This window comes from Winogradskyella sp. PC D3.3, assembly GCF_054366245.1.
Window position 1 is genome coordinate 1,681,511 of record NZ_CM135962.1, and the last position, 12,782, is coordinate 1,694,292.

Sequence of the window (12,782 nt, forward strand, 5' to 3'; positions counted from 1 at the left end):
GATGGAAAATAGAACAGATAAAAATTCATACACCATCCTATTTGCTGTAGGTATGGTAGTGATTGTTGGCTCATTATTAGCATTTACCGCGTCTTCGTTAAAGCCAACGATTACTGAGAATCAACGTATAGAAAAACAACAGAATATTCTGTACGCGATGGGTGTTAATGAAAATGACGAAAGTAGTGCCAATTTTGTTTCTACAGACGAAGCACCAAAATTGTTTGAAAAGTATATTCAAAAGCAATTGGTTATTGAGGATGGAAAAGTGACTGAAAATGATCAAGCGTATTTAATTGATGTTAAAAAAGAGCAAGCCAATGCAAAGGCTGGTAATGCTAGAAAATTACCATTATTTGTAGGTGTAAAAGATGGTAAAACATATTACATCGCACCAATTAGAGGTAAAGGTCTATGGGATGCTATTTGGGCTTATGTTTCGATGGATGAAAATATGGTTGTACAAGGTGCCTTTTTTGATCATGCTGGTGAAACTCCTGGATTAGGAGCTAACATTAAGCAACGTTTTTTTATGGATGATTTTATTGGTGAACATCTTTTAGATGCTTCTGGTACCTTTAAAGGTATTGCTGTATCAAAAGGAAACGCTGATCCAAAAAACATGGATAAAACAGATAATGAAGTTGATGCAATAGCAGGAGCTACTATTACAGGTAATGGTGTTTCAGCAATGATAAAAAGCGATTTAAAGCTTTATGAACCTTACTTTAAAAATTTAAAAAACAATTAATTTATGGGACTTTTATCAAAAAAGGATGCCAAGTTAATCACAGATCCATTAGCGGATAATAACCCAATAACTATTCAGGTATTAGGTATTTGTTCTGCTTTAGCAATTACTGCAGAGCTAAAAGCTTCTATCGTAATGGCTGTTTCTGTAATGGCTGTTTTAGGGATAGGAAACGTGGTTATTTCTTTAATGAGAAATATCATTCCTTCAAAAATTAGAATTATTGTACAACTGGTTGTAGTTGCTGCTTTAGTAATTATTGTAGATCAAGTTTTAAAAGCTTATGCTTATGAATTAAGTAAAACGCTTTCGGTTTTCGTGGGCTTAATTATTACGAACTGTATTATTATGGGACGTTTTGAAGCTTTTGCTTTAGCAAACAAACCATGGCAATCGTTTTTAGATGGTATTGGTAATGCCGCTGGTTATGGTTTAATACTTATAATCGTTGGTTTTTTTAGAGAACTTTTAGGTTCTGGGACTTTATTAGGATTTAAAGTGTTAGGAGATCCTATTGAGAAACAGGATTGTATGCAATAGGTTACGAGAATAACGGATTTATGTTATTATCACCAATGGCATTAATTGTTGTAGGAATCATTATTTGGATACAACGTAGTAGAAACAAAGCTTTAATTGAAGACTAAATTAGTTTATGGTTACTTGTTATTGGTTGATCATTCTCACCAATAACTAAATACTAACAACTAAAAACAAAATATATGGAACATATAGAATTATTTTTTAAATCGATTTTTATAGACAACATGGTGTTTGCGACGTTCTTAGGAATGTGTTCTTACCTTGCTGTATCTAAAAAAGTTGCCACAGCTGTTGGTTTGGGTGCCGCAGTTATTTTTGTACTTGCCATTACTGTACCTTTAAACTGGTTATTAGATCAGTATTTATTACAGCCTGGAGCGTTGTCATGGTTAGGTGAAGAATATGCGAGTTATGATTTAAGTTTCTTATCATTTATTATGTTTATTGCGACTATTGCAACCATGGTACAATTGGTAGAAATCGTTGTAGAGAAATTTTCGCCGTCGCTATATAATTCATTAGGTATCTTTTTACCTCTTATTGCTGTAAACTGTGCCATTTTAGGGGGGTCATTATTTATGCAATCAAGAGAAATACCTACATTAGGATTAGCGACAACTTATGGTATTGGTTCAGGTATTGGATGGTTCTTAGCTATTTTAGCAATTGCTGCAATTCGTGAAAAAATTAGATATTCTAACGTACCACCTGCATTACGTGGTTTAGGAATTACATTTATTATTACAGGTTTAATGGCTATTGGCTTTATGAGTTTCGGTGGTATGTTAACAGGTGGTGATGAAGAAGCTAAAGAAGAAGTGACTACTGCTAAAGTAGACGCAGAAAAGACAATCGAAGAAACAAAAGCATTAGCTGATAACACAATTAAAGTAATTGAGTAGTATGATTTTATTAGCAGCAAGTACAACTGGAACAATCTTAGTTACCGTAGTAGCATTTTTAATCATTTTAATGTTATTGGTAGGTTTATTATTATTTGTAAAACAAAAATTATCGCCATCGGGACCTGTAAAGATTTTGATTAATGGCGAACGTGAAATTGAAGTGGCTTCAGGAGATAGTTTACTATCGACATTAGGCTCTCAAAAAATATTTTTACCATCTGCATGTGGTGGTGGTGGAACTTGTATTCAATGTGAATGTCACGTGCTTTCTGGTGGAGGTGAAGCCTTACCAACAGAAACTCCTCATTTTAGTAGAAAAGAATTGGAAGAGGGAGCACGTTTATCTTGTCAGGTAAAAGTAAAGCAAGACATGGAGATTACGATTCCAGAAGAAGTTTTTGGAATTAAAAAATGGGAAGCAACTGTAGTGCGTAATTATAACGTGGCCTCATTTATTAAAGAATTTGTTGTTGAGATTCCTGAAGATATGGGCTATAAAGCTGGAGGTTATATCCAGATTGAAATCCCACCATGTGAAGTGAAGTTTTCAGATATGGATATCACAGCGCATCCAGAAGAGCACGAAACACCAGATAAATTTCAGGCAGAATGGGATAAATTTGCGTTATGGCCTTTAGTTATGAAAAATACAGAGACAGTAGAGCGTGCGTATTCTATGGCTTCTTATCCTGCTGAAGGGCGTGAGATTATGTTAAATGTACGTATCGCAACACCTCCTTTTGATCGTGCAAAGAATGGATGGATGGATGTTAATCCAGGTATTGCATCCTCTTATATTTTTAATCAGAAACCAGGTGATAAAGTGGTTATTTCTGGACCATATGGTGAATTCTTCATCAATGATTCCGATAGTGAAATGCTTTATGTTGGTGGTGGTGCAGGTATGGCGCCAATGCGTTCGCACTTATACCATTTATTTAAAACCTTAAAAACCGGTCGTAAAGTAACGTATTGGTATGGTGGTCGTTCTAAACGTGAATTGTTTTACTTAGAGCATTTCCGTGAGTTAGAAAGAGATTTCCCTAACTTTAAATTTTACTTAGCGTTATCTGAACCTATGGAAGAAGATAACTGGAAAGTAAAAGAGAATATTGATGCACCAGGAGATGGGTTTGTAGGCTTTATTCACAATTGTGTAATAGATAACTATTTAAGCCATCATGAATCGCCAGAAGATATTGAATTATATTTCTGTGGACCACCATTGATGAACAAAGCTGTTCAGAAAATGGGAGAAGATTTTGGAATCCCAGATGAGCACATCAGATTTGATGACTTTGGAGGCTAATCTAGATGTTTCAAGATAAAGACTCTCAATTGAGAATTATTATATAAAAAAAGCCAATACTTTAATTTAAAGTATTGGCTTTTTTAATGGCTTTAATTAGTGGTTTATACCAATTGATTGGTGTTTAATACAGTTTCATATTTAAACATTACGGAACAATGCATCTCATTTTTTAGGTTATCCATACGACATAGTTGTGACACCACTTCACAAAGCCCATTAAATAAGATGTCGTCAGTTATGACTTCTGGTTTATATAAGCTATGATGTAGGGTAAAATGGTAACCACAGCCTTTTAAAAAGGCACTTTCAATTTGTAAGAGTTCTATTGGTGAATAGCCATTAAATCGTCGCCCTAGGTTTTGATGGACTAAACCTATATAATTCAATTGTGTTGCCCCATGAAAATCCGATAAATGTTTCCAACTTTCGTTATGGTCTAGAATATTGCCTACAGCGCATTGTGTGTAGTCATCAGGATTTAAATGCTTATTATGAAAAGCAGTGTATAATTTACGAATGGCATGATCAAAACGTGCTGAAGTTTTCATATCCTGAAGAGTTTATTTCAGGAATAAGGTACGAAAAAGGCAAGTAATAAAAAATCTTTAGATCTTTAGCGAGTTGTTGATTCTTGTAATAGACCTTTTAATGTTTCTAAGGATATGGGCTTAATAATGTAATTAGAGACATTATCATAGCGTTTTGCACGCTCTAGGTCCACTGGGTCTATTGATGAACTCACAATGTAGATCGTTGTGGTTTTATGGGATGCTATAGTTACGAAGGCATCCAAAAATTCCCATCCATCCATGATAGGCATATTGATATCTAATAATATAATATCTGGAACAGCGTCACCATTTTTCATAATGGGTTTCAAATGAGTAATGGCTTCTTCTCCATTTTTGAAAATCATAAAAGAATTACAGAAATCTGATAGCTCCATCATTCGCTTAGCACCAAATATAAAAATAGGATCATCATCGATAATACAAGCGAGATCAATTTTAGTCATGTTTTTTTAAATATATATAAAAGGTTGTACCTTCATTTACTTGACTATCGACTGTGATTTTTCCACCTATAGCTTCAATTTGATTTTTAGTTATGAATAGGCCTAGTCCACGAGAATCCTCATGTTTATGAAATGTTTTATACATTCCAAAGAGCTTATCCCCATACTTTTTTAAATCGATACCTTGGCCGTAATCTTTAATCTCTAAAACTACAAAATTGTTGTCAATACGCGTATTTATTTCAATTTTAGCTGGCGTATTCGGTTTTTTATATTTTATAGCATTGGTTAAGAAGTTTAAAATAATACTATCTAAATAAGCCGAAACACCAACGATATATTGTTGAGGATCTATATTTATATCAACTGTAGTTTTTGATTCTCTAATTAGAGCCGAGATACTAGAAAAAGCTCCATTAAAACTTTTCAATAGGTTTAAGGGTTCTGTATTTAAATCTTTTTGAATATTAATGGCGGCAACTTCATTTAAGTTTGAAACAGTTTCTCCCAAGTGGTTTACAGCTTGTTGTATTAATGGAAATATTTCGTTGTCGGTAGTTTCTGGTAAATCCATTCTAACAATGTCAAGTAACATATCTAAATTACCATAATGGGACCTTAGATTATGTGATACAATATGAGCAAAGTTTAATAGGCGCTTATTCTGGTCTTCCGTAGTTTCTAATAATTGATTAACTTTTTTACTTGTTTTTTTGATTTCTGTAATGTCGTTAATTTGTGCTACAAAATGTATAGGTAAACCTTGGTCATCGTTTACAATAGAGATCGATAACTCTGCCCAAATAGTTTCACCTTTTTTATGTACATAGCGGTGCTCTGATTCATAATGATCAAATTCACCACTAATTAGGCTTAACATAGCTTTATAATCCTTACGGATATCTTCAGGATGGGTAAGATCTATAAAATTTAGCTTGTGTATTTCTTCTCTACTATAGCCAAAAATATTGCAGAGACTTTTATTGACATTAAGCCAATTGCCCTCTAAATCAATCGTAGCCATTCCCACTAATGCGGTGTCAAAAGTTCTTCTTAGTTGGAGTTCTTTATAGGCTAATTCTTTAGAATCTTTTGTTCGTTTATCAATATCTTGAAATAAGCCTTGGACTAAAACACATTGATCATTTTCCACGATACAAATGCCAATGGCTCGAACCCATTTATCCTTTCCTGTTTTTGTGGTTATTTGAACTTCAACATCAAAATCTTGGTGCTTTTCAATACAATTGGTAAATAAGGTAGTAATGGTGTCTCTACTGTAACCTTCTTTATAAAAAGAAAGACCCGTTTCAACATTGGGCTTATAATTTAACGGAACTTCGTGAATCTTAGCAGTTTGAATGCTCCAGGTTAGAATAGTTGATAAAGGATTATATTCCCACGTACCTATAGAAGCACGTTCTTGGATAAAATCTAATAAGTCAATACTACTCTTTTTTTGCTTAGTAGGTATATACAAAATAAGATGAGTTAAGGGGCTTAAGAAACAAATCTATATTTTTAAATTGGATTAAATCAAAATAAACGTAGTTTTTTATGGATTAACGTGTTTTTATTGTAAGGTTTATCTTCAATTGGTCTAATAGACATGTTTAAGAGTGTTTTTTATGATAGAATTTAAGTCGGGGATATTTTAATGCTTTAATAATCAGCCATAAGATAAGTTCTGTTTCTTTTTTAATTCTGAATAATAATTGGGGTTGAGATATCTCGCAGTTAAAATTACTCACACCACGACAAAAAGAAATAGTTGCAGGTATAGTTGATGCTAAAAGTTTCAAAATGGTAGCTAATGATTTGTTTATTTCCATTGATACGGTGCGTACACATATCAAAACGATCTACAAGGCTTTAGAGATTAATAGTAAGGCGGAATTAATCAAAAAAATCTTAGAATAACGAGTTGTAATTCAACGTTCAACACACCAAAAGCCATAACTTATACGTTAGGTTAGGTATGAAGAAAGTTATACTCGCCCTTTTTATATGTGCATCGCTTGTTGTTTTAGCAGTTCAATTTCAACCCTTAGAAAAAGGGGGTAGTATAGTTTCTGCTGTTATTGATACACCAAGTTTGGTTAATAAAGATAGTTTAACAATTTCTTCTAGAGTTAATGTTCCTGAAGGTTATACACGTGTTGACTATGCTAAAGGAAGCTTTGAAGCATATTTGCGCCATTATAAATTGAAAGCTTTTGGAAGTAAAATTATCAATTACGATGATACCAGTTACTTCTGGCAAGGAGGCCATATCGGCATTTTAGAAGTTCCCGTACCAAAAAACGGACTACAGCAATGTGCCGATGCTCTAATTCGAATACGAAGTGAATACCTTTGGGACAACAACAGAAAAGATGAAATAGGTTTCAATTTTACCTCAGGCCATTATTGTTCTTGGACCAAATATGCCGAAGGGTATAGGCCTAAAATTAATGGTAATAAAGTAACGTTTCATAAAACGGCAAGGGCTAATACTTCAAAAGACAACTTCTATAAATACTTGAATTTAATTTATATGTATTCTGGAACCTTATCGCTTTACAATGAGTTAGAATCCGTTGCAGCCAAAGATTTAAAAATTGGTGATATGCTTATTAAAGGAGGTTCGCCTGGTCATATTGTTATGATTGCAGATGAGGTTATAAATGAAAGTGGTGAAAAGTTATTCTTATTGTTTCAAGGTAATACGCCAGCGCAAAGTGTACATTTGGTTAAAAATTTGGAAAATTCAACGCTATCTCCATGGTATCAATTAGAAGATAATGCTGTGATTTCGGTTTCAAATTATACGTTTGGCAGTTCTAAGTTTGTAAGGTTTAAATAATAGCGAAGACCATTAGCTTGACTTCAAAATTCTTAATTCTTCAGTTATATTCGGAAATATCTCAGCAAGACTTTATCTTTGTGACAGTCAAAATGTAATATGAGAAAACCACTAACACCTCAAGAAATTCACAATCTCGCCATGAACCATGTTGGTAAAGACCTAGAATCACGTGGTTTTGAATTTATTGCTATTAATAGTAAGCTAAAACGTCACCCACAATTTGTCTGTATTGATAAAAATAAGCAGTATTATTTTGTGATTGTACGCGCAGTAATGTTGCCAGAAAATCCAAATAATTATGATGTGGTTTGGATGGAAACCTTTAAAAAACACGCATTCGATAAAGATGCGAAAGTGTTATATGCCGGTGTTGGCTTGGGAAATCCTGATGGCGAAGATTTGCCGATTTATTTAAATGAAGAATATCTTATTGAGTATAATGGCATTCAGGTCATTGAAATGAATTTGAATTAATACAGTATCCGTTTTATTAGACGACTCACAGTCTAAATCAATCTATATAGTTATGAAAAAAATAGTTTACCTATTTCTAATTACCATACTTTTTTCTTGTAATCAAGAACCTGAAAATACTAAAGTTAGTGGTCCTGTATTTGGAACCGCCTACAATATTCAATATTACACAACGGATGATTCAGATTATAAAACACAGTTTGATAGTCTTTTTACGGTAATTAATCAATCGATGTCTACCTATATTCCAGATTCAAAAATATCTCGAATTAATAAAGGTGAAAACATTGAATTAGATCAACATTTTATACGTGTTTTTAATAAAGCCAAAGAAATTTATAGAGCAACAGAAGGAGCTTTTGATCCTACCATCGGTGCGGTTGTGAATGCATGGGATTTTGGTCCAGAAGGAAAAATCATGCATATCGATAGCACAACAATAGACAGTTTAATGAGATCTGTGGGATATAACCGTATGGGATTGAGAGCTAATAAAATTGTTAAAAGTTCTAAATCGTTTATAGATTTCAATGCCATAGCCAAAGGCTATGGTGTGGATGTGATTGGAGAGTTTTTAGAAAGTAAAAACATAACCGATTATTTAGTTGAAATCGGAGGAGAAATAAGAGCAAGAGGTATTAATCTTGAAAAAAAATCCCCTTGGAGAGTCGGTATCGATGATCCAAATTTTGAAGGGGAACAGTCGTATTCAAAAGTCATAGAACTAACAGATGAAGCTATGGCAACATCTGGGACGTATCGTAAATTTAAGATCGATGACAACGGAAATCGCTATGCACATATTATCAATACCAAAACTGGTTACCCATCAAAAACTAACATTCTAAGTGTGTCTGTAATTGCAGAAGATTGTATGACGGCAGATGCTTATGCAACGGCGTTTCAGGCGATGGGCATTGATAAAGTAACGGATTTTTTATATAAACACTCAGAGCTAAAAGTGTATATAATATATGAAGATGAAAATAAGTCGTTACAGACTTTAAATATAAATGGTTTTTCAGAATAGCTAGAATCACGCTCAGCAACTCAAACCTGTATTTTAGAAGTTAAAGCAGCAATTACTAGTAGTAAATTGTATTTTTAACTTTTATTTTTTCAATTGTATAGAAAACTACTTTTCATTTGTCTTTTAATGCTTTCATTTTTCATGAAAGCACAGCAACCCGTTTCTGTACATCTTACAGAAAAAGATGGCTTACCAGATAAAGAATTCTATAATATTCTAGAGGATAGCAAAGGCTTTATTTGGCTTTGTGCAGATAAAGGTCTTTTTAGATATGATGGTAAAACATTTGAAAATTACAGTAACCAAGACAAGCGAGGTTTATCTGTTTTTGAACCTTTAGAGGATCATCTTGGTCGTATTTGGTGTATTAATATTTCAGGTCAGTTTTTTTATGTTGAAAACAACAAATTAGTCACTTTTATAGATCTTGGAAAAGAACTCAATGGCGAACTGTCTTCTTTTGTAGTCACTAAAAAAAATCTTATTGTTTTTAGTCGGTTTAAAATTTATACAGTCAATTTATTAACCAAAAAGATCATAACAAAATTCAAGACTAATTTTGCATACGGTTTGCCATTTAGGTATAAAGACAAAGTGCTTTTTGGAGGGCTTAATTATTTGTCTAATATTAATAGAGATGGTAAAAAAGAAGACCTTATTAAATTAGAGTTACCTAAAACGAATGCAACCGGAGGCTTCAACATTAATCAAAAATCTAATATATTTCAATTAGGATCTTCATTATTCTTGAAGCAGGAGTCCGCAGAAAAGAATAGTTTTTTTAAACTTGATTTAGAGAAAAAAACTAACACCAAAATTCATAATTTAAAAGAGCTCATACACAAGAGATACCTTGTCTTTTTCGATAACGACAATGAGTTGTGGGTTGCTACAAATACCGGTGTTTATGTGTATTCGTATGATAATCATGTATTTAAATTAGAGAAGCAATTTTTAGAAGACTATCAAGTCACTAGAATCCTTAAGGATAAGGATAATAATTTTTGGTTTACCACACTAACCAACGGTGTTTTTGTGATGCCTAATATTTTTATAGAACACCTTAATATTTCTAAAGAGAATAGTAATATAAGCTGTTTAGATAAAATAGATGATACTACGTTGTTTTTTGGAACAAATAAAGGAGATGTAGGGTTTTATAATACAGACAATCATAGTGAAGAAATTATAGATTTGTCATCTGCAAATCGCGTTTCAGCCATAAAGTATCATCCTAAAAATAAGGTATCTTTTATTAGTAAAGATGGTGGTGGTTTTTTGTTAAATAATAAAACCAAGCAAACAGAAGTTATTGAAAACTTTTATACGGTAAAGAGTTTTTCAATAGTAGAAAACGAAGATTTGTTGTTTGCAAACTATTCTAGTGTTCGTTTATTAAAACGGAATTCTTTAAGCGGAAAAGGGAAATCAATTTCTGCTAATAAGCGTGCTTATAGCTCATTTTATAGCCTAATAAATAAGATTGCCTATGTTGGTTTTGTAGATGATTTAGTCGCTTACGATAGTCAATGGATTCCAGAAAAAATAAGATATAACGATCAACCTATTTTTGCGGTGTCGTTAACAGAAACTAGTAACGGAATTGTTTGGGTTGGTACGTTTAAGGACGGTATTTTTGGCATTGAAAACAATAAAATAGTTGCGCATTTTACAACAGCGCATAATCTAATATCTAATAGAATTGAGAAAATAAAAGCAGATCAAAATAAACTTTGGATTGCTACAGATAATGGTATACAATTATTAGATGTAGACACCATGGATATAAAAACGTTAACCAAAAGAGATGGTGTTATATCGTATGATATTTCGGGTATAGAAATATTAGGTAATAGGGTGTTTTTTTCTTCTAATATTGGGATGTTTTCTATAGATAAAGTAAAGGCGTTTAAAGCACCAATTGAGCATAATGTTTATTTTAAGCATGTTGAAATTAATGAAAAAGTAGTCGATTTAAAATCCAATTATAAACTAGACTACGATCAAAATGCGATTAAAATAGAATTTAATGTTAATGGGTTTCAATTTAACCAAAAAGGAAAATACGCCTATCGTTTATTAGGTTTAAATACCGATTGGTTTATTACGGAAACAGGAATTAATTCGGTTAAATATAATAGTCTACCTGCCGGAAATTATACCTTTCAAGTAAAGCCTGTATTAGGCGTTGATAGTGAAGAGAATGTTATTGAAGAACTTAAGTTTTCTATTAAAAGACCGTTTTGGAAAACCTGGTGGTTCATCTCTAGTTTTTCTATTTTAGTATTAGGTTCTACGGTGTTATACTACCGCAGAAAAATTAGAAAAGAAGAACGACAACGAGAAATTGAAGTAAAGCAACTGTTTTTAGATAAGCAGCTTATTGCCTTAAAATTAGAGAATTTAAGATCGCAAATGAATCCGCATTTTATCTTCAATGCCCTCAATTCGATTCAAGAATATATTGTACTAAACAAAAAGAAATTAGCGAGCGAGTATTTAGGCAAGTTTGCAGATTTAATACGAACCTATTTAAATCATAGTACCAAAGGGGCAATAACGCTTCAAGAAGAAATTGATTGTTTGGAAATGTATCTCGAATTGGAGAAACTGCGTTTTGAAGATAAGTTACAATACAACATATTAACATCAGGTGATTTATGTCCCAAAGAAGTTAACATTCCAACAATGTTTGTTCAGCCTTATGTAGAAAATGCTTTAAAACATGGACTTTTGCATCGGAAAACAGACCGTGTGTTGACAATTAACTTTTTTATTGATGAGACGGCTAATGTTGTAAAATGTACCATTGTAGATAATGGTGTAGGACGCGTAAGAGCAGAGGCGTTTAAAGCTAGGAGTCGTAAAACACACCAATCATTTGCAACCAAAGCAACCAGCGATAGATTGGAGTTATTAAATTACGGTAAACAAAAACAAATTGGTGTTACTATTACAGATTTAATGGATGGTGAACATGCAACAGGGACTCAAGTAGAAATTATAATACCTTATACAACGCATTAAATTATGACAGTAGTAATTATAGACGATGAGCCAAAAGCTAGAAAATTATTAGAAATATTAATAAACGAAAACTGCCCCAAAATTACTACTATTTTTACGGCAGAAGATTTACTTAGTGGTGTAGAGATTATAAAGCGAGAAAAACCACAGATTGTATTTTTAGATATTGAAATGCCAGAACATTCGGGCTTAGAAATCTTTGATTTTATTGAGCAGCATAATTTCGAAATTATTTTCACAACTGCTTACAGTGAATATGCGATAAAGGCTTTTGAACTTGCTGCTGTAGATTATTTACTTAAACCATTACGAATAGATAAACTCACTGAAGCGATTAAAAAAGCCGTTGAGAGTTTAGGTCGATCTCATATTAATATAAAATTAGAAGAACTTCAAAAAAGTTTAAAATCTGCGAATTTTAAGAAAATTGGACTTCCTGTGGCAGATGGTATTAAGTTTGTTAATTTCGAAGATATTATTCTCTTAAAGGCAGACGGAATGTATACAAAAGTAAGCATCCAAAATGCTTCCGAGATTTTAATTAGTAAGCCACTCAAACATTTTGAAACCTTATTAGATAAAATTTCAACATTTTATAGGCCTCATCGTTCATATATAATTAACCTTAAATACATCCAAGAGTATTCAAAAAAGGATGGAGGTTACATTATTATGGATAATGGAGAAACGGTTTCGGTATCAAAAGATAAAAAAGAAGAATTTTTAACGATTGTTCAGAATATTGGATAAAACGGTTTAGAAACTCAAACCCGTTATTCAGCAATTGAAAAAAGAAGTTGAGGTATTTTTTTTCATCTTTACAAGATATACCACCTCAATGAAAAAATTACTGTTAGCATTCATTACCATTTTTTTT

Annotated in this window: 12 protein-coding genes and 1 pseudogene; 10 read left to right on the forward strand and 3 right to left on the reverse strand. The window is 32.5% G+C overall.

The genetic code is table 11. From position 1 onward, the window contains the following. The first annotated feature begins 1 nt into the window (after position 1). The 4 genes and pseudogenes from ACXGSQ_RS07135 to nqrF all read left to right on the forward strand — a co-directional run bounded on the left by ACXGSQ_RS07135 (position 2) and on the right by nqrF (position 3,508). The gene (locus ACXGSQ_RS07135; protein WP_458628927.1) at positions 2-751 is read left to right on the forward strand and encodes a Na(+)-translocating NADH-quinone reductase subunit C; all 750 of its coding nucleotides are present in this window, start codon (positions 2-4) and stop codon (positions 749-751) included. A 3-nt stretch (positions 752-754) separates the two neighbouring features. After that, a pseudogene (locus tag ACXGSQ_RS07140) lies at positions 755-1,398 on the forward strand (NADH:ubiquinone reductase (Na(+)-transporting) subunit D). Between the two features lie 75 nt (positions 1,399-1,473). Beyond that, positions 1,474-2,196 carry an NADH:ubiquinone reductase (Na(+)-transporting) subunit E gene (gene nqrE, locus ACXGSQ_RS07145; RefSeq protein ID WP_458628928.1) on the forward strand — a complete coding sequence of 241 codons (723 nt, stop codon included), beginning with the start codon at positions 1,474-1,476 and terminating at the stop codon, positions 2,194-2,196. 4 nt (positions 2,197-2,200) lie between these two features. Further along, entirely contained in the window at positions 2,201-3,508 is a 1,308-nt protein-coding gene (gene nqrF / locus ACXGSQ_RS07150) for an NADH:ubiquinone reductase (Na(+)-transporting) subunit F (RefSeq protein WP_458629335.1), read from the forward strand. A gap of 104 nt (positions 3,509-3,612) precedes the next feature. Here nqrF and ACXGSQ_RS07155 read toward each other — a convergent pair whose 3' ends face one another. From ACXGSQ_RS07155 to ACXGSQ_RS07165, 3 genes are all read right to left on the reverse strand, one after another. After that, positions 3,613-4,059 carry a Na(+)-translocating NADH-quinone reductase subunit F gene (locus ACXGSQ_RS07155; RefSeq protein WP_458628929.1) on the reverse strand — a complete coding sequence of 149 codons (447 nt, stop codon included), beginning with the start codon at positions 4,057-4,059 and terminating at the stop codon, positions 3,613-3,615. A 65-nt stretch (positions 4,060-4,124) separates the two neighbouring features. Next, positions 4,125-4,526, reverse strand: coding sequence for a response regulator (locus ACXGSQ_RS07160; protein ID WP_458628930.1), 402 nt, complete (start codon positions 4,524-4,526; stop codon positions 4,125-4,127). Next, entirely contained in the window at positions 4,519-6,006 is a 1,488-nt protein-coding gene (locus ACXGSQ_RS07165) for a sensor histidine kinase (RefSeq protein WP_458628931.1), read from the reverse strand. Before ACXGSQ_RS07165 ends, ACXGSQ_RS07160 begins: the two co-directional genes overlap by 8 nt. A 248-nt stretch (positions 6,007-6,254) precedes the next feature. Here ACXGSQ_RS07165 and ACXGSQ_RS07170 point away from each other — a divergent pair, with 248 nt between their 5' ends. From ACXGSQ_RS07170 to ACXGSQ_RS07195, 6 genes are all read left to right on the forward strand, one after another. Further along, entirely contained in the window at positions 6,255-6,446 is a 192-nt protein-coding gene (locus ACXGSQ_RS07170) for a helix-turn-helix transcriptional regulator (RefSeq protein ID WP_458629336.1), read from the forward strand. A 58-nt stretch (positions 6,447-6,504) separates the two neighbouring features. Further along, the gene (locus ACXGSQ_RS07175) at positions 6,505-7,371 is read left to right on the forward strand and encodes a DUF4846 domain-containing protein (protein WP_458628932.1); all 867 of its coding nucleotides are present in this window, start codon (positions 6,505-6,507) and stop codon (positions 7,369-7,371) included. Between the two features lie 99 nt (positions 7,372-7,470). Then, on the forward strand, positions 7,471-7,848 hold the full coding sequence (locus ACXGSQ_RS07180; RefSeq protein ID WP_458628933.1) for a Na(+)-translocating NADH-quinone reductase subunit F: 378 nt from the start codon (positions 7,471-7,473) through the stop codon (positions 7,846-7,848). A 52-nt stretch (positions 7,849-7,900) separates the two neighbouring features. Next, positions 7,901-8,878: an FAD:protein FMN transferase gene (locus tag ACXGSQ_RS07185; RefSeq protein WP_458628934.1), complete on the forward strand. Its 978-nt coding sequence runs from the start codon at positions 7,901-7,903 to the stop codon at positions 8,876-8,878. A 126-nt stretch (positions 8,879-9,004) separates the two neighbouring features. Beyond that, entirely contained in the window at positions 9,005-11,905 is a 2,901-nt protein-coding gene (locus tag ACXGSQ_RS07190; protein WP_458628935.1) for a sensor histidine kinase, read from the forward strand. Positions 11,906-11,908: 3 nt separating this feature from the next. Then, on the forward strand, positions 11,909-12,655 hold the full coding sequence (locus ACXGSQ_RS07195; protein ID WP_458628936.1) for a LytR/AlgR family response regulator transcription factor: 747 nt from the start codon (positions 11,909-11,911) through the stop codon (positions 12,653-12,655). Positions 12,656-12,782: the final 127 nt, after the last annotated feature.